The organism is Kitasatospora sp. NPDC002522 (genome assembly GCF_053595195.1).
In genome coordinates this window covers 1-24,812 of record NZ_JBSFXE010000011.1, presented here as the reverse complement: position 1 = coordinate 24,812, position 24,812 = coordinate 1, and the positions used below count along the sequence as shown (strand labels likewise).

Annotated in this window: 21 protein-coding genes and 1 pseudogene; 15 read left to right on the top strand and 7 right to left on the bottom strand. The window is 71.8% G+C overall.

Features of this window, described 5'->3' with window-relative positions; genetic code table 11:
* The first annotated feature begins 527 nt into the window (after positions 1 to 527).
* The 6 genes from rpsB to rlmN all read left to right on the top strand — a co-directional run bounded on the left by rpsB (position 528) and on the right by rlmN (position 6,294).
* A complete protein-coding gene (gene rpsB, locus ACWD4U_RS11755; protein ID WP_363450742.1) occupies positions 528 to 1,409 on the top strand; it encodes a 30S ribosomal protein S2 in 882 nt (293 codons plus the stop codon).
* Positions 1,410 to 1,569: 160 nt separating this feature from the next.
* On the top strand, positions 1,570 to 2,409 hold the full coding sequence (gene tsf / locus ACWD4U_RS11750) for a translation elongation factor Ts (protein WP_363450740.1): 840 nt from the start codon (positions 1,570 to 1,572) through the stop codon (positions 2,407 to 2,409).
* A 285-nt stretch (positions 2,410 to 2,694) separates the two neighbouring features.
* Positions 2,695 to 3,450 carry a UMP kinase gene (pyrH, locus tag ACWD4U_RS11745; protein WP_363450738.1) on the top strand — a complete coding sequence of 252 codons (756 nt, stop codon included), beginning with the start codon at positions 2,695 to 2,697 and terminating at the stop codon, positions 3,448 to 3,450.
* Positions 3,451 to 3,529: 79 nt separating this feature from the next.
* Positions 3,530 to 4,087 (top strand): ribosome recycling factor, encoded by a 558-nt coding sequence (gene frr / locus ACWD4U_RS11740; RefSeq protein WP_030458788.1) that lies wholly within the window; start codon positions 3,530 to 3,532, stop codon positions 4,085 to 4,087.
* Positions 4,088 to 4,226: 139 nt separating this feature from the next.
* A complete protein-coding gene (locus ACWD4U_RS11735) occupies positions 4,227 to 5,093 on the top strand; it encodes a phosphatidate cytidylyltransferase (protein WP_363450735.1) in 867 nt (288 codons plus the stop codon).
* 100 nt (positions 5,094 to 5,193) lie between these two features.
* Complete coding sequence (gene rlmN, locus ACWD4U_RS11730) at positions 5,194 to 6,294, top strand: 23S rRNA (adenine(2503)-C(2))-methyltransferase RlmN (RefSeq protein WP_363450733.1); 1,101 nt, start codon at positions 5,194 to 5,196, stop codon at positions 6,292 to 6,294.
* Positions 6,295 to 6,333: 39 nt separating this feature from the next.
* Here the strand turns inward: rlmN and ACWD4U_RS11725 are convergent, their stop codons facing one another.
* From ACWD4U_RS11725 to ACWD4U_RS11710, 4 genes are all read right to left on the bottom strand, one after another.
* Positions 6,334 to 7,476 carry a hypothetical protein gene (locus ACWD4U_RS11725; RefSeq protein ID WP_363450731.1) on the bottom strand — a complete coding sequence of 381 codons (1,143 nt, stop codon included), beginning with the start codon at positions 7,474 to 7,476 and terminating at the stop codon, positions 6,334 to 6,336.
* Positions 7,477 to 7,486: 10 nt separating this feature from the next.
* Positions 7,487 to 8,194 carry an ABC transporter ATP-binding protein gene (locus ACWD4U_RS11720; RefSeq protein WP_363450729.1) on the bottom strand — a complete coding sequence of 236 codons (708 nt, stop codon included), beginning with the start codon at positions 8,192 to 8,194 and terminating at the stop codon, positions 7,487 to 7,489.
* A gap of 207 nt (positions 8,195 to 8,401) precedes the next feature.
* Positions 8,402 to 9,796 carry an aspartate aminotransferase family protein gene (locus ACWD4U_RS11715; protein ID WP_363450727.1) on the bottom strand — a complete coding sequence of 465 codons (1,395 nt, stop codon included), beginning with the start codon at positions 9,794 to 9,796 and terminating at the stop codon, positions 8,402 to 8,404.
* Entirely contained in the window at positions 9,793 to 10,266 is a 474-nt protein-coding gene (locus tag ACWD4U_RS11710) for an Lrp/AsnC family transcriptional regulator (RefSeq protein WP_014138339.1), read from the bottom strand. The genes ACWD4U_RS11715 and ACWD4U_RS11710 overlap by 4 nt, the downstream gene beginning before the upstream one ends.
* A 266-nt stretch (positions 10,267 to 10,532) precedes the next feature.
* On the opposite strand from ACWD4U_RS11710, the gene ACWD4U_RS11705 reads away from it, so the two are divergent.
* The 5 genes from ACWD4U_RS11705 (at position 10,533) to ACWD4U_RS11685 (ending at position 15,591) form a co-directional block, all read left to right on the top strand.
* Positions 10,533 to 11,978, top strand: a complete 1,446-nt coding sequence (locus tag ACWD4U_RS11705) for a gamma-aminobutyraldehyde dehydrogenase (protein ID WP_363450725.1) — start codon at positions 10,533 to 10,535, stop codon at positions 11,976 to 11,978.
* 174 nt (positions 11,979 to 12,152) lie between these two features.
* Complete coding sequence (locus ACWD4U_RS11700) at positions 12,153 to 13,511, top strand: aspartate aminotransferase family protein (RefSeq protein ID WP_363450723.1); 1,359 nt, start codon at positions 12,153 to 12,155, stop codon at positions 13,509 to 13,511.
* A gap of 120 nt (positions 13,512 to 13,631) precedes the next feature.
* A complete protein-coding gene (locus ACWD4U_RS11695) occupies positions 13,632 to 13,850 on the top strand; it encodes a hypothetical protein (RefSeq protein ID WP_363450721.1) in 219 nt (72 codons plus the stop codon).
* A 92-nt stretch (positions 13,851 to 13,942) separates the two neighbouring features.
* Positions 13,943 to 14,971: a WXG100 family type VII secretion target gene (locus ACWD4U_RS11690; protein ID WP_363450719.1), complete on the top strand. Its 1,029-nt coding sequence runs from the start codon at positions 13,943 to 13,945 to the stop codon at positions 14,969 to 14,971.
* A complete protein-coding gene (locus ACWD4U_RS11685; protein ID WP_363450717.1) occupies positions 14,968 to 15,591 on the top strand; it encodes a hypothetical protein in 624 nt (207 codons plus the stop codon). The genes ACWD4U_RS11690 and ACWD4U_RS11685 overlap by 4 nt, the downstream gene beginning before the upstream one ends.
* Before the next feature lie 38 nt (positions 15,592 to 15,629).
* Here the strand turns inward: ACWD4U_RS11685 and ACWD4U_RS11680 are convergent, their stop codons facing one another.
* Positions 15,630 to 17,279: a PucR family transcriptional regulator gene (locus tag ACWD4U_RS11680; protein WP_363450715.1), complete on the bottom strand. Its 1,650-nt coding sequence runs from the start codon at positions 17,277 to 17,279 to the stop codon at positions 15,630 to 15,632.
* 184 nt (positions 17,280 to 17,463) lie between these two features.
* Here ACWD4U_RS11680 and ACWD4U_RS11675 point away from each other — a divergent pair, with 184 nt between their 5' ends.
* The 4 genes from ACWD4U_RS11675 (at position 17,464) to ACWD4U_RS11660 (ending at position 22,021) form a co-directional block, all read left to right on the top strand.
* Positions 17,464 to 18,981 carry a gamma-aminobutyraldehyde dehydrogenase gene (locus ACWD4U_RS11675; RefSeq protein WP_363450713.1) on the top strand — a complete coding sequence of 506 codons (1,518 nt, stop codon included), beginning with the start codon at positions 17,464 to 17,466 and terminating at the stop codon, positions 18,979 to 18,981.
* Between the two features lie 125 nt (positions 18,982 to 19,106).
* Entirely contained in the window at positions 19,107 to 19,553 is a 447-nt protein-coding gene (locus ACWD4U_RS11670) for a hypothetical protein (RefSeq protein ID WP_363450712.1), read from the top strand.
* Between the two features lie 61 nt (positions 19,554 to 19,614).
* Positions 19,615 to 20,391, top strand: a complete 777-nt coding sequence (locus tag ACWD4U_RS11665; protein WP_363450711.1) for a hypothetical protein — start codon at positions 19,615 to 19,617, stop codon at positions 20,389 to 20,391.
* Between the two features lie 106 nt (positions 20,392 to 20,497).
* Positions 20,498 to 22,021, top strand: coding sequence for a CoA-acylating methylmalonate-semialdehyde dehydrogenase (locus ACWD4U_RS11660; protein WP_363450709.1), 1,524 nt, complete (start codon positions 20,498 to 20,500; stop codon positions 22,019 to 22,021).
* A 93-nt stretch (positions 22,022 to 22,114) separates the two neighbouring features.
* Here ACWD4U_RS11660 and ACWD4U_RS11655 read toward each other — a convergent pair whose 3' ends face one another.
* Both ACWD4U_RS11655 and ACWD4U_RS11650 read right to left on the bottom strand, forming a co-directional pair.
* Positions 22,115 to 22,756: a TetR/AcrR family transcriptional regulator gene (locus tag ACWD4U_RS11655; protein ID WP_363450707.1), complete on the bottom strand. Its 642-nt coding sequence runs from the start codon at positions 22,754 to 22,756 to the stop codon at positions 22,115 to 22,117.
* A gap of 22 nt (positions 22,757 to 22,778) precedes the next feature.
* Positions 22,779 to 23,510, bottom strand: a pseudogene (locus ACWD4U_RS11650) (DUF4166 domain-containing protein).
* Positions 23,511 to 24,812: the final 1,302 nt, after the last annotated feature.

The window sequence follows — 24,812 nt, the reverse complement described above, 5'->3', positions numbered from 1 at the left end:
AGCGGCCAGCAAGAGCGACCGGCGAAGCCACCTGCCGTGCCGCCGACGCGGCGGCCGACGGCACCGCGCCCACCCTCGCCGCCGCGCCGTCCGCCCCGCGCGCGGAATTCCGTGGCCTGTGGACAAACCCCGGCTGTGGACAACTGCCGTCCCTCGCAGGGGTGAACGGCGGACGGCGGCCAGGCAGTGGTGGTGCTGAACAGGGAGGCGGGACCGCGCGGAGTCGCTCGGTGCTCGGGGCTTCCCGTACACTTCACACGCGACCCGGTCTGCCGGGTCGACTTCGCACGCCCCGCCACCAACGGTCCGGCTTCGCCGGGATGGCCGTTCGGTGCGAGTGCCGCTCGGTCCGCCGAGCCTGCCGAGGCCGCAAGCCCCGTGCAGGCCAAGCGGCTTGGCACGTCGGGGCGTCAGGCGTGGCGGTCGCCCGACCGCTACGGACAAACCGAGTACCTCGGCACCCCGCAAGGCGCGATCAGCTCGCAGTCCTCGCGGCGCGCCGGGCAACACACCGAGGAGTACGGCACATGGCCGTCGTCACGATGCGGGAGCTGCTGGAGAGCGGCGTCCACTTCGGTCACCAGACCCGTCGTTGGAACCCGAAGATGAAGCGTTTCATCTTCACGGAGCGCAACGGCATCTACATCATCGACCTCCTGCAGTCGCTGAACTACATCGACCGCGCCTTCGAGTTCGTCAAGGAGACCGTTGCCCACGGCGGCAGCGTCCTCTTCGTCGGCACCAAGAAGCAGGCCCAGGAGGCCATCGCCGAGCAGGCGACCCGCGTGGGCATGCCGTACGTCAACCAGCGCTGGCTGGGTGGCATGCTGACCAACTTCTCGACCGTCTACAAGCGTCTGCAGCGCCTCAAGGAGCTCGGCGAGATCGACTTCACGGATGTGGCCGGCTCCGGCCTCACCAAGAAGGAGCTCCTGGTCCTCCAGCGCGAGTACGACAAGCTGGAGAAGACCCTCGGCGGTATCCGCGACATGCAGCGCGTTCCCAGCGCCGTCTGGATCGTGGACACCAAGAAGGAGCACATCGCGGTCGGCGAGGCCCGGAAGCTCAACATCCCGGTCGTCGCCATCCTCGACACCAACTGCGACCCCGACGAGGTCGACTACAAGATCCCGGGCAACGACGACGCGATCCGCTCCGTCACCCTGCTGACCCGCGTGATCGCCGACGCCGTCGCCGAGGGCCTGAAGGCCCGTGCCGGTGTCGCCAAGGGCGACACCAAGGCCGAGCCGGGCGCCGACCAGCCGCTGGCCGACTGGGAGAAGGAGATCCTCGAGGGCGAGAAGGCCGCTGAGGCCCCCGCCGCCGAGGCTGCTGCCGAGGCCCCCGCCGCCGAGGCCGTGGCCGACGCCGCTGCCGAGGCTCCGGCCGCCGAGGCCGAGCAGGCCTGACGTACCACCAGGGTGAGGGGCACCGGCCGGGCTGAGCCGGTGGGTGCCCCTCTCTCCCGTGCCGGGGGCTTGCACCACGAGCTCCCGTGCCAGGGGCCCGGACCACGAGGCCCCGGCACCTCCCCACGCTGACACGCGAGATGTGAGAAGAGATCACACCATGGCGAACTTCACCGCCGCGGACGTCAAGAAGCTCCGCGAGCTGACCGGCGCCGGCATGATGGACTGCAAGAAGGCCCTGGACGAGGCCGAGGGCGACGTCCAGAAGGCCGTCGAGCTCCTGCGCATCAAGGGCCAGAAGGGCGTTGCCAAGCGCGAGGGCCGTGACGCCTCCAACGGCGCCGTCGCCGCGCTGATCGCCGAGGACAAGAAGTCCGGCGTCCTGGTCGAGCTGAACTGCGAGACCGACTTCGTCGCCAAGGGTGGCAAGTTCGTCGAGGTCGCCGACGCGATCGCCGCGCACGTCGCCGCCACCTCCCCGGCCGACCTGGACACCGCCCTGGCCTCCGAGATCAACCCGGGCCAGACCGTCCAGCAGTTCGTGGACGAGGCCAACGCGACCCTGGGCGAGAAGATCGTCTTCCGTCGCTTCGCCCAGTTCGACAACGACGGCTTCGTCGGCCTCTACATGCACAAGTCGGACCCGGACCTGCCGCCGACCATCGGTGTCCTCGTCGAGCTCGACAAGGAGAACGCCGAGACCGCCAAGGACGTCGCGCAGCACATCGCCGCCTTCGCGCCGAAGTACCTCTCCCGCGAGGAGATCCCGGCCGAGGACCTGGAGAACGAGCGCCGCGTCGCCGAGGCCACCGCTCGCGAGGAGGGCAAGCCCGAGGCTGCCCTGCCGAAGATCGTCGAGGGCCGCGTGACCGGCTTCGTCAAGGAGAACGCCGTGCTGGAGCAGGCGTTCGCCAAGGACAACAAGAAGACCGTCGCCAAGGTCCTCGAGGAGTCCGGCGTCACCCTCAAGCGCTTCGTCCGCTTCCGCGTCGGCGCCTGAGACCGTTCCGCGCCGCCCTTCTCCACCGGCCCGGCCGCACGCCGGACCTAAAGTAGAAGGGCCACCCGTCCCGGCGGACGGAGGAACGCGCCGACCGCGCCCTCCAGCACCCCGTGGGGGCGGCGTCGGCACCATGAACGACGAGGAGGCCATTGCCGTGCAGGAGACCGTACCGGTTCCCGCGGCAGTGGCCTCCTCTCGTGTACACGGCCCAGGGCCCGCACGTCCGGCGCCGTGAGTAGCACTTGCAGATCTGCTGACCAGCAGGCGGAGAAGGAGAAGTCCATGCAGGAGACGCAGGAGACCGCGGACACCGGCGCCCGCCGCCGGGTACTGCTCAAGCTGTCCGGCGAGGCGTTCGCCGGCGGCGGCGGCCTCGGCGTCGACCCGGACGTGGTGCACGCCATCGCCCGCGAGATCGCCACGGTGGTGCGCTCCGGGACGGAGGTCGCCGTGGTCATCGGCGGCGGCAACTTCTTCCGCGGCGCCGAACTCCAGCAGCGCGGCATGGACCGGGCCCGCTCCGACTACATGGGCATGCTCGGCACGGTGATGAACTGCCTGGCGCTCCAGGACTTCCTGATCAAGGAGGGCATGGAGACCCGGGTGCAGACCGCCATCACGATGGGCCAGGTCGCCGAGCCGTACCTGCCGCTGCGCGCCATCCGGCACCTGGAGAAGGGCCGCGTGGTGATCTTCGGCGCCGGTATGGGCATGCCGTACTTCTCCACCGACACCACCGCGGTCCAGCGCGCCCTGGAGATCCACGCCGACGTCCTGCTGATGGGCAAGAACGGCGTCGACGGCGTGTACGACTCGGACCCGCGGACCAACCCGGCGGCGGTCAGGTTCGACTCGCTGGACTACACCGAGGTGATCGCCCGCGACCTCAAGGTGGCGGACCTGACCGCGATCACGCTGTGCAAGGACAACGGGCTGCCGATCCTGGTCTTCGAACTGCTCGCGGAGGGCAATATCGCCCGTGCGGTCAAGGGTGAGAAGATCGGCACACTCATCAGCGAGGATTCCGCCCGGGCCTAGGCGTCGGGGCTCTGAGCAGCAACAGCCGTCCGGGGCACCGGTACGGGACAAAGCAGATGATCCGGACAGGGAGCACACAGTGATCGATGAGACCCTCCTCGAGGCCGAGGAGAAGATGGAGAAGGCCGTCGCCGTCGCCAAGGACGACCTGGCCGCCATCCGTACCGGGCGTGCGCACCCGGCGATGTTCGCCAAGATCGTCGCGGAGTACTACGGCGCCCTGACGCCGATCAACCAGCTGGCCTCGTTCTCCGTTCCGGAGCCGCGGATGGCCATGGTCACCCCGTTCGACAAGACCGCGCTGAAGGCCATCGAGACCGCGATCCGCGACTCGGACCTGGGCGTCAACCCGTCGAACGACGGTTCCGTCATCCGGGTGGTGCTCCCGCAGCTCACCGAGGAGCGCCGCCGCGAGTACATCAAGCAGGCCCGCGGCAAGGGCGAGGACGCCAAGGTCTCGGTCCGCTCGATCCGCCGCAAGGCGAAGGACGCGATCGACAAGCTGGTCAAGGACAAGGAGATCGGCGAGGACGACGGCCGCCGCGGCGAGAAGGAGCTCGACGACCTGACCGCCAAGTTCGTGGCGCAGATCGACGAGCTGCTCAAGCACAAGGAAGCCGAGCTGCTGGAGGTCTGATCCAGGCTCCGCACACGCCCCGGACCGGCGGTCACACCACCGCCCGGCCCGGGGCGCGGCTCGACCCGGCCGACACCAAACGGGTCACGCGCGGCAGCCTCCGGCATAGCGAGGGGGCGACGCGGCACAGACTCAGATCATGCCCCCCGTCCAGGAGACCTCCGTGGCCCAGACCGACCAGCAGCCCCGCAAGCCGCGCGGTGGCCGCAACCTGCCCGCCGCGATAGGTGTCGGCGCCGGCCTGGGGGCGGTGATCGTGGCCTCGCTGTTCGTGGTCAAGGCGGTCTTCATCGTGGTGGTCGCCGCCGCCGTCGCGGTCGGCGTCTGGGAGCTGACCAGCCGACTGGCCGAGCGCAAGGACGTCCACGTCCCGCTGATCCCGCTGGTGATCGGCTCCGTCGGCATGGTGATCACCGGGTACTTCGAGGGCGGCCAGTGGGCCGCCGCGGTGCTCGCCCTCACCGGCCTGGCGCTGATGGTCGCCCGGATGGCCAGCCCGCCGGAGAACTACCTGCGCGACATAACGGCCGGGGTGTTCACCGCCTTCTACGTCCCGTTCCTGGCCACCTTCGTCGCCCTGATGCTGGCCGCCGACGACGGCGCGTGGCGGATCCTGCTGTTCCTGGTCGTCACCATCTGCTCCGACACGGGCGCGTACGCCGTCGGCTACAAGTTCGGCCGCAACAAGCTGGCGCCGACCATCAGCCCCGGCAAGACCCGCGAGGGCCTGGCCGGCGGCATCGGGCTGTCGATGGCGGCCGGCGCCCTGCTGATGCAGTTCGTCATCGACGGCGGCAGCTGGTGGCAGGGCCTGATCCTGGGCGGCTGCGCGGCCGTCACCGCCACCCTCGGCGACCTCGCCGAGTCGATGATCAAGCGCGACCTCGGCATCAAGGACATGGGCACCCTGCTCCCCGGCCACGGCGGAATCATGGACCGCCTGGACTCCCTGCTCCCCACCGCCCCGGTCGTCTGGCTCCTCCTCACCGCCTTCGTCGGCGGCTGAGCCGCACCACCCTCCCGAAGGCCCCCGCCCGCGGGGGCCTTCGGCGTTCCCGGAACACGCCGCTCGGCTCGTCAAGTGGATCTGAGACACTGGATGAATCATGCCTAAGCCCGGAGAACTGACCTTTGTCGCGCCGCGCGGCGCCAAGCCCCCGCGACACCTCGCCGACCTCAGCCCTGCCGAGCGCAAGGAGGCCGTTGCCGAGTTGGGCGAACAGCCGTTTCGCGCGAAGCAGTTGGCCAACCACTACTTCGGGCGGATGTCGACTGACCCGGCGGAGTGGACGGACATCCCGGCTGCCAGCCGGGAGAAGCTGACCGAGGCGTTGCTGCCCGAGCTGATGTCGGTGGTGCGGCACGTGTCGTGCGACGACGACGCGACGCGAAAGACGCTGTGGAAGCTGTTCGACGGGACGCTGGTCGAGTCGGTGCTGATGCGGTACCCGGACCGGGTCACCATGTGCATCAGCTCGCAGGCCGGCTGCGGGATGAACTGCCCGTTCTGCGCGACCGGGCAGGCCGGGCTGACGCGGAACCTGTCCACGGCCGAGATCGTCGAGCAGATCGCGTCCGGCATGCGCGACCTGAAGTCCGGCGCGGTGCCCGGTGGTGAGGCGCGGCTGTCGAACGTGGTGTTCATGGGCATGGGCGAGCCGCTCGCCAACTACAACCGGGTGCTGGGCGCGATCGGCCGTCTGACCGACCCGGCTCCGGACGGCTTCGGGCTCTCGCAGCGCGGTATCACGGTCTCCACCGTCGGCCTGGTTCCGGCGATGCACCGGTTCGCGGACGAGGGTCTGAGCTGCCGGCTCGCGCTCTCGCTGCACGCCCCCGACGACGAGCTGCGCGACGAGCTGGTGCCGGTCAACACCCGCTGGAAGGTCGACGAGGTGCTGGATGCCGCGTGGAACTACGCGGACAAGTCCGGCCGCCGGATCTCCATCGAGTACGCGCTGATCAAGGACATCAACGACCAGGCGTGGCGCGCCGACCTGCTCGGCCGGCTGATCAAGAACCGCCGGGTCCACGTGAACCTGATCCCGCTCAACCCCACCCCCGGCTCCAAGTGGACGGCCTCCCGCCCGGAGGACGAGCGTGAGTTCGTTCGCCGCCTCCAGGCCCACGGCGTCCCCACCACGGTCCGCGACACCCGCGGCCAGGAGATCGACGGTGCCTGCGGCCAGCTCGCCGCGGCGGGTTAGGACCGGCCAGGTCCAGTGCTCTGCCCCCTCCTCCGGACGCTAGAGGAGGGGGCAGAGCACTGCCGTCAGGCCGCCCGTGATCAGCAGGACCGTGCCGACGGTGAGCGTGCGCAGGGCGACGGCGCCGGTGAGCAGCGAGGGCGGGGTGCCGAGGCGGTCGAGGGCGTCGGCGGTGGGGCGGCGGGCGGCGCGCAGCTCGTGGAGACGGGCGGCGAGGGCCGCGATCGCGCAGGCCAGCACGAGGATGCCTTCGACCAGGGTCAGGGCGGGGACGGCGGTGTCGTGGTCGGCCCAGTTGCGGGCGGCGACCAGCAGCAGCACGACGATCGCGGTGAGCACGGCCACCGGGGCGCCGAGCCGCCGGGACTGCGCGGCGAGGCCGCGGCCGGCCAGCAGCCGCAGCGGGGCGGGCCGGCCGAGCGCGAGCAGGCGGCCGGCGACCAGCAGGAGCGGGCCGGTCCACAGTGCGACGGCGGTGGCGGTGACGGTCCAGCCGATCAGCAGGGCGGGGCTGGTGGCGGGCAGACCGCCGGGCAGGGCGACGGTGCGGCCGTCGACGCCGGCACCGGGGCGCAGGCCGTACAGCTGGAGGCCGAGGCCGACCACCAGGAGTCCGGCGGGCAGTGCGAGGCGTAGCGGGGCGAAGGTGGGGCCGGCGGGTTCGGCGGGGCGGCCGGGCAGGCGTTCCGGGAAGTCGACGGCGCAGGCGGCCGAGACCCCGGCGACCAGCGGCAGGACCGCGAGCAGGGTGATCGGTGCGACGGCGGGCAGCGGGACGCCCATGCCGAGGTCGGGGGCGAGCGTGGGCCCGGCGATGTCGTTGCGCAGCACGAGGAAGAGCAGCAGGGTGGCCGCGGAGCCGAGCACGCAGGCGAGCGCGATCTCGCCGGCGATGAGCAGCCGGATCCGGGTGGGTCCGGCACCGGCCGCGGTGAGCCCGGTGATGCGCTCGGGGTGCTGCGCGGGGACGGCGCGGGCCGCGACGGCGGCGAACCAGGCGACGGCGGCCAGCGGCGGCAGGCACCACAGCAGCCGGTCGAGCGAGGCGCCGGCGGGTTCGCTGAGCGCGCGGCCGAGGGCGCGCAGCAGGAACGCGGCGACCACCGCGGCGGCGGTGGCGGTGAGCAGTCCGCGCGCGAGGTCGAGGGTGCGGTAGCCGCGGGCGAGTCTGAGGTAGTACACGGCTGGCCTCTCAGCGCCCGGCGGGGACGGCGGCGGTCTCGGCGGTGAGCCGGCCGTCGACCAGGTGGACGGTGCGGTCGGCGAACCGGGCGAGAGCCGGGTCGTGGGTGGCCAGGACCAGGGTGAGCTGGTGGGAGCGGGCGGCGCTGGCGAGTATCCGCAGCACCTGTTCACGGGCGTCGCGGTGGAGCGGCGCGGTGGGGTCGTCGGCGAAGACCACGGGCGGCTCCGGGGCGAGCGCGCGGGCGACCGCGATCCGCTGGCGCTGGCTCTGCTGGAGCTGGGCGGGCCGGAGCTTGGCGCAGTCGGCGACGTCGAGCCGCTCCAGCCAGTCGGCGGCGGCGCGGTACGCGGCCTTGTGCCCGGCGCCGGCCAGCAGCAGCGGGAGGGCGACGTTCTCACGGGCCGTCAGTTCCGGGACCAGGTGCGGTTCGGAGCCGACGTAGCCGAAGCGCTCGCGGCGGAGCTTCTCGCGGCCGGTGCGGCTGAGGGTGTGCACGGGGGAGCTGTTGAACCAGACCTCGCCGTCGTCGACCGGGAGCTGCGCGGAGAGGCAGCCGAGCAGGGTGGACTTGCCGGAGCCGCGCGGTCCGGTGACGGCCAGCATCTCGCCCACGCGGACGCCGAGGGAGACGCCGCGCAGGGCGGGGGTGCCGTGGTGGGACTTGACGATCCCTCGGGCCCAGAGCACGTCGTTGTCGGGCGGGGCCGCTGACATGTGATCCATCCAGGTGCCGACGGGGATATGACAGTCGTCAGATTAGAACGATCGGGCGTCCTCGCGGGTGCGCCGCACTGCTCCGATCAGGGATGAATCGGTGCGAAAGCGGCGTGTTGGCCGACAGATTCACTCCCGGGTACGCCGAAGGGCGGTCCCGACGTGAGGAGTCGGGGCCGCCCTTCGGTGGAGGGTGGGGAAGGAGGATCAGATCTTCTGCCACGCGTCGGAGAGGCTGGTCCGCAGGATCTGCTCGATCTCGTCGAAGGTCGACTGGTCGGAGATCAGCGGCGGGGCCAGCTGCACGACCGGGTCGCCACGGTCGTCGGCGCGGCAGTAGAGGCCGTTGTCGAACAGGGCCTTGGAGAGGAAGCCGTACAGGACGCGCTCGACCTCGTCGTCGTTGAACGACTCCTTGGTGACCTTGTCCTTCACGAGCTCGATGCCGTAGAAGTACCCGTTGCCGCGGACGTCGCCGACGATCGGCAGGTCGCGCAGCTTGTTCAGGGTGCCCAGGAACTTCGACTCGTTGTCGAGCACGTGCTGGTTGAGGCCCTCGCGCTCGAAGATGTCGAGGTTGGCCAGCGCCACCGCCGAGGAGACCGGGTGGCCGCCGAAGGTGTAGCCGTGCAGGAAGGTGTTGTCGCCCTTGTAGAACGGCTCGGCGATGCGGTCCGAGATGATCGTGGCGCCGATCGGGGAGTAGCCCGAGGTCATGCCCTTGGCGCAGGTGATCATGTCCGGCACGTAGCCGAACTTGTCGGCGCCGAACATGGTGCCGAGGCGGCCGAAGGCGCAGATGACCTCGTCCGAGACCAGCAGCACGTCGTGGCGGTCGCAGATCTCGCGCAGGCGCTGGAAGTACCCGGGCGGCGGCGGGAAGCAGCCGCCGGCGTTCTGCACCGGCTCGACGAAGACGGCGGCGACGGTCTCGGGGCCCTCGAAGAGGATGGCCTGCTCGATCTCGTCGGCGCACCAGCGGCCGTACGCCTCGGGGTCGACGGTGCCGTCGGGGCCCGCCAGGTACGCCGGGGCGCGGTAGATGTTGGTGTTCGGGGCCTTGTGGGTGCCCGGCACCAGCGGCTCGAACGGGGCCTTCAGGCCCGGCAGGCCGGTGATGGAGAGCGCGCCCTGCGGGGTGCCGTGGTAGGCGACGGCCCGCGAGATGACCTTGTACTTGGTCGGCTTGCCGGTCAGCTTGAAGTACTGCTTCGCCAGCTTCCAGGCGGTCTCGACCGCCTCGCCGCCACCGGTGGAGAAGAAGACCTTGTTGAGGTCGCCGGGCGCGTAGTTGGCCAGGCGCTCGGCCAGCTCGACGGCCTTCGGGTGGGCGTAGCTCCACACCGGGAAGAAGGCGAGCTCCTTGGCCTGCTTGGCGGCGGCCTCGGCCAGCTCCTCGCGGCCGTGGCCCGCCTGGACCACGAACAGGCCGGCGAGGCCGTCGAGGTACTTGCGGCCCTTGTCGTCCCAGACGTAGGTGCCTTCGCCCTTGACGATCGTCGGCACGGGGGAGTTCTCGTACGACGACATGCGGGTGAAGTGCATCCACAGGTGGTCGTAGGCGGTCTTGGAAAGGTCCTTCTGCGCCGGCTCGGCTGTCATCGGGTGCCCCAGGTGTAGGTCTGTTTCCGGAGCTTCAGGTAAACGAAGCTCTCGGTGCTCCGCACGCCGGGAAGCGAGCGGATGCGCTTGTTGATCAGTTCGAGAAGGTGTTCGTCGTCCTCGCACACCAGTTCGGCGAGCAGGTCGAAGGACCCCGCGGTGCACACCACGTAGTCGACCTCGTCGAAGGCGGCCAGCGCGTCGGCGACCGGTTCGATGTCGCCCTCGACCCGGATGCCCACCATCGCCTGGCGGGTGAACCCGACGGTGAGGGGATCGGTCACGGCGACGATCTGCATCACGCCCTGGTCGAGCAGCTTCTGGACCCGCTGGCGTACGGCCGCCTCGGACAGGCCGACGGCCTTGCCGATGGCGGCGTACGGGCGACGCCCGTCCTCCTGCAGCTGCTCGATGATCGCCTTGGAGGCGGCGTCGAGGGGAACGCTGGCGTTCCGGTCGCGGTTGGCCACGCCGCCACTGTGCCGGACCGGGCGGAGAAGCGCAAGCCGCCGTGCTGCTGATTTCGTCGCCGATTCGAAGATCGGGCGCGGAAAGCGTCGCGTCTGGCGAGGCCCCCTGTCGATATCGATGGCGATGGCGCTACTCTGACGACGTACACGCGGGCGCGTGCACGCCCCCGAACGTGGCTTGTCGCTGACATGCCGTGGTCACCGAGTGCCGGAGGTAACCTGGCGCCGGGGCTGCAACGTGGCAGGCCCAGACCGAGGAGAGATCCGTGAGCGAGCTTCGTACGCTGCGCAACTACATCAACGGCGAGTTCGTCGACGCGGCGGACGGCCGCACGCTCGACATCGTCGACCCGACCACGGGCGAGGTCTACGCGACCTCGCCGCTCTCCGGCGCCGCCGACGTGGACGCCGCGATGGACGCAGCTGCCGCCGCCTTCCCGGCCTGGCGCGACGCCACCCCGTCCACCCGTCAGAAGCTGCTGCTGAAGATCGCCGACGCGGTCGAGGCCCGGGCCGACGAGATCGTGGACGCCGAGGTCCGCAACACCGGCAAGCCGCGCGGGCTGACCCTCTCCGAGGAGATCGGCCCGATGGTCGACCAGCTGCGCTTCTTCGCCGGCGCCGCCCGTCTGCTGGAGGGCAAGGCCGCGGGCGAGTACATGGACGGGATGACCTCGATCGTCCGCCGCGAGCCGGTCGGCGTCTGCGCGCAGGTCGCGCCGTGGAACTACCCGATGATGATGGCCGTGTGGAAGTTCGCCCCGGCGATCGCCGCGGGCAACACCGTGGTGCTCAAGCCGTCCGACACCACCCCGGCCTCCACCGTGCTGCTGGCCGAGATCATCGGCGGCGTGCTGAAGGACCTGGAGCTCCCGGCCGGCGTCTTCAACGTGATCTGCGGCGACCGGGAGAGCGGCCGCCTGATGGTCGAGCACCGCACCCCGGCGATGGCCTCCATCACCGGCTCGGTCCGGGCCGGCATCCAGGTCGCCGAGTCCGCCGCGAAGGACGTCAAGCGGGTCCACCTGGAGCTCGGCGGCAAGGCCCCGGTCGTGGTCTTCGAGGACGCCGACATCGCCGAGGCGGTCGAGGGCATCTCGGTGGCCGGCTTCTTCAACGCCGGCCAGGACTGCACCGCCGCCACCCGCGTGCTGGTGCACGAGTCCATCCACGACGCCTTCGTGGAGGCGCTGGCCAAGGCCGCCGCCGACACCAAGACCGGCGGCGTGGACGACGAGGACGTGCTGTACGGCCCGCTCAACAACGCCAACCAGCTGAAGCAGGTCGCCGGCTTCATCGAGCGCCTCCCCGCGCACGCCAAGGTCGAGACCGGCGGCCACCGGGTCGGCGAGGTCGGCTACTTCTACGCGCCGACCGTGGTCTCCGGCCTGCTGCAGGACGACGAGATCATCCAGAACGAGGTCTTCGGCCCGGTCATCACCGTGCAGAAGTTCACCGACGAGGACCAGGCCGTGGGCTACGCGAACGGCGTCGAGTACGCCCTCGCCTCCTCGGTGTGGACCAAGGACCACGCCCGCGCCATGCGGATGTCGCGCCGCCTGGACTTCGGCTGCGTGTGGATCAACACCCACATCCCGCTGGTCGCGGAGATGCCGCACGGCGGCTTCAAGAAGTCCGGCTACGGCAAGGACCTGTCGTCGTACGGCTTCGAGGACTACACCCGGGTCAAGCACGTGATGACCGCGATCTGACAGGGCGACAACAGGGGCGCGAGGAACTGCGCGCGCAACCATGCATCCACATAGGGCGATGCCTGGTCGCGCGGTCCTCGCGCCCCCTCGCGTTTCCACCGTGTCAGGGCGACATGCGACTCGCGTGACAGGATGAAACTGCCCAGCGGGAGGACGTCTCCCTACGCTGGATGCATGAGCATCCCCACCGCTGACTCAGCCGCCGGGCAGGCCGTCAAGGCCGCCGACCGCGCGCACGTCTTCCACTCGTGGTCCGCCCAGGCTCTGATCGACCCCCTCGCGGTGGCCGGTGCCGAGGGCTCCTACTTCTGGGACTACGACGGCAACCGCTACCTCGACTTCTCCTCGCAGCTGGTGAACACCAACATCGGGCACCAGCACCCGAAGGTGGTCGCGGCGATCCAGGCGAAGGCCGCCCAGCTGTGCACCATCGCCCCGGGCTTCGCCGAGGAGTCGCGCAGCGAGGCGGCCCGGCTGATCGCCGAGCGCACCCCCGGAGACCTGGACAAGATCTTCTTCACCAACGGCGGCGCCGAGGCGAACGAGAACGCGATCCGGATGGCCCGGCTGCACACCGGCCGGCACAAGGTGCTCTCCACCTACCGCTCGTACCACGGCGCGACCGCCAACGCGATCACGCTGACCGGCGACCCCCGGCGCTGGGCGAACGAGACGGGCGTGTCGGGCATCGTGCACTTCTGGGGCCCGTACACCTACCGCTCCAACTTCCACGCCGAGAACGAGGCGCAGGAGTGCGAGCGGGCGCTGGCGCACCTGGAGCAGACCCTCGCGTTCGAGGGTCCGGGCACCGTCGCGGCGATCATCCTGGAGACCGTGGTCGGCACCGCGGGCATCCTGATCCCGCCGGCCGGCTACCTGGCGGGCGTGCGGGAGATCTGCGACCGGTACGGGATCGTGTTCATCCTGGACGAGGTGATGGCCGGCTTCGGCCGCACCGGCGCGTGGTTCGCGGCGGACCACTGGGGGATCACCCCGGACCTGCTGACCTTCGCCAAGGGCGTGAACTCCGGCTACCTGCCGCTCGGCGGTGTGGCGATCTCCGCGGAGATCGCCGAGACCTTCGCGCAGAGGGCGTTCCCGGGCGGCCTGACCTACTCGGGGCACCCGCTGGCCTGCGCCTCCGCGGTCGCGACGATCAACGCGATGGCCGAGGAGGGCATCGTGGAGCACGCCCGGCACATCGGCGAGAACGTGCTCGGCCCCGGCCTGCGCGAGCTGGCCGTGCGCCACCCGTCGATCGGCGAGGTCCGCGGTCTGGGCGTGTTCTGGGCGCTGGACCTGGTGAAGAACCGGGAGACCCGCGAGCCGCTGGTGCCGTACAACGCGGCCGGCGAGGCGAACGCGCCGATCGCGCAGCTGGCGGCGGCGTGCAAGCAGCGCGGGCTGTGGCCGTTCACCAACATGAACCGCTTCCACGTGGTGCCGCCGTGCACCGTCAGCGAGGAGGAGGCGAAGACCGGTCTGGCGATCCTGGACGAGGTGCTGACCCTCACCGACGCGCACACGGTCTGACGTTTCGTCACCGAAGGCCCCAGGCACGCCGCCCGGGGCCTTCGTGCTGCCCCGGCTACCACGAGAGACAACCCGTCTGTACGATGATCGGCTGAAATTTGGTACGACATTGGGGAAGTCATGGGGGATCAGGGATTCCGGGTCCAACCGGAACAACTGGAGGCCTACGGGCGGCTGATCGCGGATCAGTCGGCCCGGATCGACGCGGTGCGGTCCCGGTTGGCCGGAGTGCCGCTGGCCTCCAGCGACTTCGGGAAGCTGCCGGGGTCGGACGAGCTGTTCCAGGCGTACCAGGAGCACGCGCGGGCCGAGGAGCAGAACTTCGGCGACCTGTCGTAGCTGCTGGACGGCGCCGGCGAGGCGCTGCACAGCGTGGGCGGGAACTACCGCGAGCTGGACGAGGAACTCGCCGCGGGTCTGGGAGGCCAGGGATGACCGCGCTCGCCAGCGTCGACTTCGGCCAGGTCGGCGACGCGTACAAGTGGACCCGCGACCAGGTCGACGCGGTCACCGCGCCGCTGCCCGACCTCAGCAACCCGGTCAGCGACGGCCTGGACGCCGGGCTCGACCACATCGTCAAGGCCGCGCTGGACGCCACCGGCCTGATGGACGTGCTGGAGAAGGTCACCGGCAACCTGGCCGGGCTCACCGCCGCCGCCCAGGAGTGGCAGGCCCAGGCCAAGGAGATGCACGCCGTCGCCGCCGATCTGCGGGCCGGCGCCGGACCGCTGGCCGAGGGCTGGCAGGGCGCCGCCTCCGCCTCGTTCGGCGCGTACCTGGGCCAGGTGGTCGAGGGCATCGACGCGACCGCCAAGGACATGGAGCAGGTCGCGCAGATCATCAGCCAGGCCGCGGCCGAGTGCAAGCTCGCCGAGGACCTGATCATCGGCATCATCCGGGAGGCGATCGAGACCCTGATCGTCAGCCTGGCCGCCATGGTGATCGTCGACATCGTCACGGTCGGCCTGGCCACCATCGTCGACGCGCTGGTCGTCGAGGCCGAGATCGCGGTCTACATCGCCCGGGTCGAGCGGGTGTCGGTGAAGCTCGCCGAGGCGCTCCGCGACCTGATGCGGGCGGTCAAGGAACTGCGCACCGTCAACCGCACCTGGAAGGGCTTCAAGGACGCCAAGGCCGCGGCCAAGGTGGTCCGCAAGATCGGCAAGAAGCCCTGGAAGGCCGGCCTCGGCGTGCTGAAGAACCCCGACAACCTGCCGATGGAGGCCCGCCTGCTGCACGCCGGCGCGGCGATCGGCGTCAAGGAGGTGTTCTCCACGATCAAGGGCGGCATCAAGGCGCCGATCGCGCTCGGCCTCGGCGCGGGCGGCCCCGCGAGCGTGCTGACCGACGCGCTCAAGGACGACGGGAACGTCGACGCCCTCACCGGAGCCCTCGACGGCCCCGGCAAGCAGCAGCCCTACCGGGTGCCCAAGAACCGCATCGAGGAGGCGTTCGGATGAGCCTGCCCCACGGCGGCGCCCCGCCGATCCACGAACCGAGCCGCTACGGCGGCGGCTCCTACCTGGCGCTGGCCGCACCGCTGCTGGCCCCCGGCGAGCAGGTCCGCGGCATCGTCGACGCCGACCTCGGCGACCTGATCCGCCGCGTCCCGCGCAAGTACCGCAGCCGGAACCTCGCGCTCGGCACCGAGCTCGCGCTCGGCGCCGTCAGCACCGCCTTCGACCTGATCGGCTCCTTCGCGGAGGTGGTCGAGGACTGCACCTGGGGCCTGATCCGCAGCCTCCGCCGACTGGTGCGCGGCCGCGGCCTGACCGGCGGCTGGACGAGCCAGGCCGGACGGTTCGTCATCACCGTGCGCGCCGGCGGCCACTGGGACGGAGGCTACTCCAACGACGACGTCCTGCTGGTCCTCACCGACCGGCGGATCCTGCTCGCCCACGAGTCCCGCGGCGCCCTCACCGCCCTCGGCGACCTGCCCTACCCGCAGCTGCGCCGGATCGAGAACCGCCACACCTGGCTCTCCAACCGGGTCGACCTGCACTTCGCGGACGGCTCGCTGGCCGCCCTGGAGGTCTCCTCCACCGAGACCGCCGCACTCCAGGCCCTCGGGCCGCGCTGACACGCCGGCCGGCGCCGGCACCCCGCCGTGACGGGGTGTCAGCGCCGGACCGCGTCCAGCGCCAGCAGCGCCACGTGCAGCGACAGGCACGACTCGACCTGGTCCAGGTCGACGCCCAGGATCCGCTCCACCTTGTGCAGCCGGTCGTAGAACGACGGCCGCGACAGGTGCGCGGCGTCCGCCGCCGCCGACTTGTTGCGGCCCTGCTCCAGGTAGATCCGCAGCATCTGCACCAACTGCCCGCCGTGCTCGGCGTCGTACGCCAGCAGCGGGCCCAGCTCGCGCTCCACGTAGGTCTGCAGCCGCTCGTCGTCGCGCAGCAGGTGCAGCAGACCGCGCAGCCGCACGTCCGGAAGCCGGTAGTAGGCGGCGGCCCGGCCGCCGGGGGAGTCGTGCAGCGCCGCGTCCGCGACCTGGGTCGCCTCCAGCAGGGTGCGGCGGGCGTCGCGCACCGAACCCACCGAGGAGCCGACCGCTATCACCGGCGCCGCCGCCGCGCCGTCCCGCGCCGACTCCGCGACCAGCCGCCGCAGCGTCGCCGCGAAGGTCTCCAGCGCGGTGTGCTCGTCCTGCTGCGCGCCCAGCGTGATCAGCACCCCCACGCCCTCGTCGTCCAACGCGCCGACCAGCGCCGACAGTCGGCTGGTACGGATCGCGGTGGCCGCCAGCTCGGTGAAGTCGCGCAGCCGGGCCTGCGCCTCCAGCGCAGCCGGCAGCGGACCCTGACGCTGCCTCAGCACCACGCCCACCAGCCGCCGCCCCTCCAACGGCACCCCCAGCGCCTGCGCGCGCAGCGCCACCTCGGACACCGTCAGCGCGTGGGTGAGGATCCCGGACAGCAGCGTGCGGTGGGTCTGCCGCTCCAGCGACTCCCGGTCGCGCACCACCAGCCGGTTCAGCGCCAGCGTCGCCGCGCCGCGCTCCAGCAGCATCGCGTGCGGGTGCGGCACGTCCGGCGGCAGCGGGACCGGCTCGTCCACCAGCACCAGCCGGCCCCAGTCCTGCCCGCGCGCGCCGACCGCCGTCACCAGCCAGCCCGACCGCGGGTCGTAGCCGGTGCGGCCCGCCGGGTGCACCCCGCGCGAGCGGCGCTCCCAGTCCTCCAGCAGCTCCACCTCGCCGTGCCCCGCGGTCTCGTGCGCCAGCACCTGGTGCGCCAGGTTCTCCAGCACCACCGGCGCGCCCGCCATCCGGCCCACCTGCCGGACCACCTCGGCCGGCTCGGCGCCCTCGATCGCCAGCTCGTTGAAGACCTGGTGCACCGCCTCCGACACCCGCAGCTGCTCCAGCTGCGCGTTCACCACCAGCGCGTGCACCGCCTCGGTCACCGCGACGAACTTCAGCTCCCGGCGCAGCACGACCAGCGGCAGGTTGTGCCGCTCCGCGGCCGCGACCAGCGCCCGGGGCAGCGAGTCGAAGTAGCGCCGGCCGAACTCGATCACCAGCCCGGCCACCCCGACCTCGTCCAGCTCGCGCACGTACCGGGCCAGGCCGTCGCGGTCCTCCGGCAGCGCGATGCCGGTGGACAGCACCAGCTCCCCGCCGCGCAGCACCCCCGCCACGTCCGGCAGCTCGCTGACGTGCACCCAGCGCACCGGGCGCTCCAGCGCGCCGGCGCCCGCCACCACCTGGGGCAGACCCCGGCGCATCACGTCGAGGTCGAGCACACGGGCGACGGTGGGGAGCATCGCGGGTACCTCCGGGGGTTCTCAGGGTGTCAGGGCAATCATGCAGGTCCGCGACGCTGTGTCGCCCATTCGCAGCCTTGCAGCGTGTAAGCCGCTGCACATGCGCCCTGGCGGAGTGACCCTTGCCCGGGGCACCCCGTCCGAGGCATCGTCGGCCGGGTCGAGTAGGCAATGGAGGCAACTCATGGACCTGACCACCTTCAGCGACGGCGCGCAGTACATCGCGGGCCGGCTCACCCGGGGCTCCGGTGGCGGCGACCCCTTCACGGTGGTCAACCCCGCCGACGGCTCCACCGTCCTGGAGGTCGAGCTCGCCACCACCGCCGACGTCGACGCCGCCGTCGCCGCCGCGCGTGCCGCGCTGCCCGAGTGGTCCCGGGCCACCCCCGGCGCCCGCGCGGAGGCGCTGAACCGGCTGGCCGGCATCCTCGGCGACCAGGCCGGCCAGCTCGCCCGGGTGGAGACCGCGCAGACCGGCAAGCCGATCAAGCTGTCCACCGAGTTCGACGTCCCCGGCACGGTCGACAACACCGCCTTCTTCGCCGGCGCCGCCCGCAACCTGGAGGGCAAGGCCGCCGGCGAGTACAGCGGCGACCACACCTCGTACGTACGCCGCGAGGCGATCGGCGTGATCGGCTCCATCGCGCCGTGGAACTACCCGCTGCAGATGGCCGCCTGGAAGATCCTCCCGGCGATCGCCGCCGGCAACACGATCGTCCTCAAGCCCGCCGAGCTGACCCCGCTCACCGCGCTGATGTTCGCCCGCGCCTGCACCGCGGCCGGCATCCCCGACGGCGTGGTCAACGTGGTCACCGGCGCCGGCCGCACCGCCGGCGAGCACCTGATCGGCCACCCCGACGTCGCCATGGTCTCCTTCACCGGCTCCACCGCCGTCGGCCGGCGGGTCGCGGAGATCGCCACCGCCACCGTCAAGCGCACCCACCTGGAACTCGGCGGCAAGGCCCCGTTCGTGGTCTTCGATGACGCCGACCTGGACGCCGCCGTGCACGGCGCGGTCGCCGCCTCGCTGATCAACAGCGGCCAGGACTGCACCGCCGCGACCCGCGCCTACGTCCAGCGCCCGCTCTACGACGCCTTCGTGGCCGGTGTCGCCGAGCTCTACCGGGCGATCCGCCTCGGCGACCCGCTCAACCCGCAGACCGACCTCGGCCCGCTGGTCTCCTTCGCCCACCGCGACCGGGTGGCCGGCTTCGTCGAGCGCGCCCGCTCCTACGCCACCGTGGTCACCGGCGGCCGCGCCGAAGGCAAGGGCCACGACGGCCACGACCTCTCGCTCGGCGCCTACCACCTGCCCACCCTGATCACCGGCGCCGCCCAGGACAGCGAGGTCGTCCAGGGCGAGATCTTCGGCCCGGTGCTGGTCGTCCTGCCCTTCGACGGCGACGAGGAGGGCCTGCGGCTGGCCAACGACACCCCGTACGGCCTGGCCGCCTCCGCCTGGACCCGCGACGTCCACCGCTCGCTGCGCGCCACCCGCGAGATCGCGGCGGGCTGCGTCTGGGTCAACGACCACATCCCGATCATCAGCGAGATGCCGCACGGCGGGTACAAGTCCTCCGGCTACGGCAAGGACATGTCGCAGTACTCGCTCGACGAGTACACCCAGGTCAAGCACGTCATGTTCGACACCACCGCGGTGGCCCGCAAGGACTGGCACCGGACGATCTTCGGCGACCGCTGACCGGTCGTCAGGCCGCCCCGTCGCGGCGATCCGTCGAGGCGATCCGTGTAAGAGACCACCCGCTCCTCGCTCTCCCGTGTGGCAGGCACCCCCGGCCCGCCACCCGGGAGAGACGAGGAACACCGGTGGACACCCCCCGCTACCCCAGCGCCCTGCACTGGCTGGCCGACGCCGCCCCGGACCCCGACGCCTGCCGCCGAACCTGGGAGCGCACCCGGTTCGGCCTCGCCCTGCTGCCCGCCGGCCGCCGCTGGGACGTGCTGCACGCCCCCGGCCGGATCGGCCGCCCCGCCGCCGCCCTGCTCGACCGGCTCGGCTGCGGACCCGTCCTGGAGGACCCCGCCGCCGACACCGTCGGCTTCCTCGTCCCGGTCGGCACCGCCGGACGCTGGATCGGCAGCGGCATCCGTTCCTCCGGCGACGGCACCTGGATCGCCGTCCCGCACCCCACCCGCCCCACCCGCGGCGCGCACTGGCTGGTCCCCCCGCACCGCACCGGCCGACTGGTCGACCCCGCCGCGCTGGAACTCGCCCTGCACGACGCCGCCGCCCGCCTGCGCACCCACGGCTGACCGCCCGGACGCACCGGCGGCGCACCCGCCGCCGACCGCCCACGCGCGCAAGACTGTCCCCATGGACACCAGCACCGCCGCCCCCGGACCGCCCGGCGCGCCCGAGCAGCCGGGACTGCCCGGCACCGCACCGCCGCCGCCGCCCACCGTGGACCGCGCCCGGCTGCTCACCGACGCCCAGCCCTACTGCCTGCAGCACGCCCTCGCCCTGGCCGGCCCCGAAGCCCTCCGCCTGCACGGCCTCCCGGTCGGCCGCGCCGCCCGCACCGCCGACCTGCAGCTGATCACCGCCGAGGGCCCGCCGCTCGCCGACCTCGCCGGCGGACTCGCCGAAGCCCTGCGCGCCGCCGGCCACCTCGTCCGGGAAGCGCCCGGCACCGCCCGCCGCGCCCAGCTCACCGTCACCGCCGGCCCCACCGCCCTCGGCCTCGAACTGCGCCGCGAACCGCTGCACCACCCGCCGATCCTCCCCGCGGGCGCGCCCGTCCCCGTCACCGAGCTGACGGACACCGCCGCGCTCGCCGTCCTCACCCTGTGCGAACGCGCGCTGCCCGCCGACCTGTTCGCCCTGTACGCGCTCACCACCCGGTTCCGCGAGGGCGAACTCCTCGCCCTGGCCAGCGCGTTCGACGAGGAGTTCACCGCCCGCACGCTCGCCGACCGGCTGGAGACCGCCGCCGCGCTGCTCCCGCCCTGGGCCCCGGAGCCCCGGCAGTGGGCCGAGGCCTGGGCGCAGGACCTGCGGCTCGACCTGCTGGAGACCACCGAACTCGCCGACGGCCTGCACGACCCGTACCTGGACGCGCTCGACGAGGAACCGCCCGCCGACGACCTGTAAGGGTGAATCTCGGTTCCCCGTCAGGGTGCTCGTTGAGGAGGGCCCTCGGCCCGCGCAGACTGGAGGAGAGCGCGGGATGTCCGTGGACCATCGGAGGCAGAGACCCTTGAGCAAGCACATCAAGCACTGGATCGGTGGCCAGTACGTCGCCACCGCCGGAACCGCGCCCCGCCGCGGCGACATCCACGACCCGGCCACCGGCCAGGTCACCGGTCAGGTCGACTTCGCCGAGATCACGGAGGTCGACCAGGCGGTCGCCGCCGCCGCCCAGGCGTTCGGCACCTGGCGCAACGCCTCGATCGCCAAGCGCACCCAGGTCCTGTTCAACTTCCGCGAGCTGTTCAACGCCCGCAAGGACGAGCTGGCCGCGATCATCGTCGCCGAGCACGGCAAGGTGCACTCCGACGCCCTCGGCGAGCTGGCCCGCGGCCAGGAGGTCGTCGAGTACGCCTGCGGCATCCCGCAGCTGATCAAGGGCGGCTTCACCGAGCAGGCCTCCACCGGCATCGACGTCTACTCGATCCGCCAGCCGCTCGGCCCGGTCGCCATCATCTCGCCGTTCAACTTCCCGGCCATGGTGCCGATGTGGTTCTTCCCGATCGCCATCGCGGCCGGCAACACGGTCGTCCTCAAGCCCTCCGAGAAGGACCCGTCCGCCGCCAACTTCATCGCCGAGCTGTGGAAGGAGGCCGGCCTCCCGGACGGCGTCTTCAACGTCGTGCACGGCGACAAGGTCTCCGTCGACCGCCTGCTGGAGCACCCCGACGTCAAGTCGGTCTCCTTCGTCGGCTCCACCCCGATCGCCCGCTACGTGTACGAGAACGGCACCCGCTACGGCAAGCGCGTGCAGGCCCTCGGCGGCGCCAAGAACCACATGCTGGTCCTCCCCGACGCCGACCTCGACCTGGCCGCCGACGCCGCCATCAACGCCGGCTTCGGCGCGGCCGGCGAGCGCTGCATGGCGATCTCCGTCCTGGTCGCCGTCGACCCGATCGGCGACGAGCTGGTCGAGAAGATCAAGCAGCGGATGGCCGCCCTCAAGGTCGGCCCCGGCTGCAACGGTGACTCCGAGATGGGCCCGCTGGTCACCGGCCAGCACCGCGACAAGGTCACCTCCTACCTGGAGTCCGGCGTCGCCGACGGCGCCGAGCTCACCGTGGACGGCCGGAAGCACCCGATCGCCGCCGAGGACGCCACCGGCGCTCCCACCGCCGACGGCTACTGGCTCGGCCCCACCCTCTTCGACCACGTCAAGCCGGGCATGTCCGTCTACAACGACGAGATCTTCGGCCCCGTCCTCTCCGTGGTCCGCGTCCCCTCCTACGACGAGGGCCTGGAGCTGATCAACGCCAACCCCTACGGCAACGGCACCGCCATCTTCACCAACGACGGCGGCGCGGCCCGGCGCTTCCAGAACGAGGTCGAGGTCGGCATGGTCGGCATCAACGTGCCGATCCCGGTCCCCGTCGCCTACTACTCCTTCGGCGGCTGGAAGGCCTCGCTCTTCGGCGACAGCCACGCCTACGGCCCCGACGGCGTCCAGTTCTTCACCCGCGGCAAGGCCGTCACCCAGCGCTGGCTCGACCCCTCGCACGGTGGCATCAACCTGGGCTTCCCCACCAACAGCTGACACCACCGCGACACCCGCCGGACGGCCGGCCCCACTCCCCGGGGCCGGCCGTCCGGCCGTTCCCGCGCCCGGGGCCCCCGCGCGGCGGCCCCGTCAAACGGTCCCGTTGCTCCGGACCTGCCGGCGCACCGTCGCGGTGACCGCCCGCGACACCACCGGACCGAGCCCGTCCACCACCTCGACCAGCACCCCCAGCCCGTCCAACGCGGCGAACGCCCCCGCCGCACCCTCCGGGTCCACCCCCTCGTACAGCTCCAGACCGATGAACGCCGCGGTCACCGCCCGCGCCAGCCCCGGCAGGTCGAGGAACTCCGCCATCAGGTGCCCGGTGAACAGCCGCACCAGCACGGCCTCGATCTCCACCGTCCACAGCCGCAGCCCCTCCGCCGTCACCTCGGCCAGCTGCGGATACCCCCGTGCCCCCGCCAGGAACTGGCCCAGCAGCGCCACGTTCCCGTCCGCCCGCTCCTGCGCGTGCAGCTCCTGACCGACCGTCAGCAACTCGCGCAGCGACCCCACCTCCGCCAGCCGCTCCCGGTACCGGCCGACCCGCGCCGCGGTCTCCCGGAGCGCCGCCGCCGCGAGCAGCCCCTCCACGGTCTTGAAGTGGTAGAACACCAGCGCCTGATTGGCCCCGATCTCCCCGGCAATGCTCCGCGCCGACACCCCCGAGATCCCGTGCCGCTTGAGCGCGCCGATGGCCGCGTCCATCAACCGCTCACGTGTGTCGCTCATGCGCCGCAGCGTAGCCCGCACCTCACATCCGGAAGGACTCGCGCACCGGCCGCACATGGCGCGGAACCCCCTCCGGCCCCACCCGCGGGTACTCCGCCGTGAACCACCCCTGGTACCCCAGCACCAGCCCCACCACCGGATTGGTCACCCGCACCCGGATCCGGAACCGCCCCTCCCGCTCGTCGAACCACTCGTGCAGGTCCGCCCGCCCCGTCAACGCCTCCGGCAGCGCGGGCGACCCCGCCAACTACGACACCCGCTGCGCCCCCGACGAGATCACCAGCCCGCCCCGCGCCGTCACCCCCACCCGCAGCTCCACCGCCAGGTGCTGGTGCGTCCCCAGGTAGTCGATCACCGTCCCCGCCCGCCCCGGCGCCGCCACCATCGTCGCGTCGAACCGCCGCGGCCGGACGAACTGGAAGGTCCGCACGAACGTCACCGTCTCCCGCCCGAACCCGTCCCGGTAGGCGTAGTTGGCGATGGTGAACGGCACGTCCCGCCCGTGCTCCGGGAACAGGATGTTGCGACGCGTCCCGAGTCGCAGGAACGGCGCCACCACGGCCGGCCCGCGTTCGACCCGCTCCATCCGACCCGTCCCGATGCACGCGATCCCGTCGGCACTGGAGAAACCGAACCGACGCTGCAACTCCGGGTGCAGCCTCGTGAACTCCTCCCCGAGCGCATCCCGGAAGATCGACCCGCTTGGAGCGGGCGAGACGGCGGACGCGGGCGGGGCGATCAGCGTGACAGTCATGGCAGCTCCAGGGAGTTCAGTAGACGAGGCGGCCGCGCGGCAGCACGACCGGTGGAATCCCGCCGCGGCCTGCGTCGGCAACGGCGAGCCGCGGGCGTGACGGGGGAGGGGGGAACCAGGACGGAGAGCAGGAGGACGGCGACACCGGCGGACAGCCCGAGGCCGACCCGGCCGGACGCCGCCACCGCCGTCCCCGCGGCGACGGCGGCGCCGATCCGCGCCGCGACCTCGCCCAGGCCGTGGACGAGCGCCCGCTCCGGCGACACCCCGCGCTCCGCCCATAGCCCGCACCACCCACCGGTCGCACCCGGCACCCCCCGGCCACCGCCAACCCCGGTAGTCGTAGCCGGTCACGAAGGTGACCCCCGGCACCCCCTCCACCCGCAGGTACCGCCAGTAGCCGGCCCCCTCCTGCAACGGCGACCACCCCGAGTCGGCCGCGAACCGCAAGGCACTGACCCGCGACCCGTCCGCCCGCTCCCGCTGAACCGACGTCACCCCCGTCCCGGTCAGCGCCGGCCCCCGCGACAACCCCAGCCGGTAGCGGAACCGCACCGGCTCGGCCGCACCGTCGACGTACTCGATGCGACTGAACCGCGCGTCCCAGCGCTGGTGCTGCCCCGGCTGCTGGGTGAGCTCCCAGACCAGCTCCGGATCGGCTCGGATCTGCACCTCCACATAGAGCGGCGCGGCCCTGCGGCGGCCCTGACGACGGCCTTGGCTTCGGCCTTGACGACGGCCCTGATGACGGCCCTGATCAGGCATGGATGTCCCCCTACCGGGCCGGTTTGAGCGAGTGCTCAACTCCGGCGGCGCCATCATGGCAGAGGTTTGAGCGATCGCTCAAGGGGCCTGGCGGGCAGGTGCGCGGCGAGCGTCGTTTGCACTCCACCGCCAATCGGCGTAGTGTTCACTAGTCGCTCGGCAGGGAGCACCGGACACGTTTCTTCGTGGACGGTCCCGGGGTGGCCAATCCTCGTGAACCACCAGTTGATCCGTACCGGGTCGCGTCTTTTCGCGTCTCCGTTCGTATTTGCTGTGCGCTTTTTCGGAGATTGCGGCCGATTCGCTTTTCGGAGCGGGGATCGGCTAGAGTTTGAAGCGTCGGACGGGCCGTCAGGTCGCAGAAGACGAAAGCGAGTCGGGAAAGAGCACGAGCTCGGATCTGATAAGCTGGGAACACGAAAGAACGAAGCGCCCGGAGGGCCGGTCGGAAGGCCGCCTGAAGGAAGTGTCCGTTCCTTGAGAACTCAACAGCGTGCCAAAAGTCAACGCCAGATATGTTGACATCCCCGGCCTCGA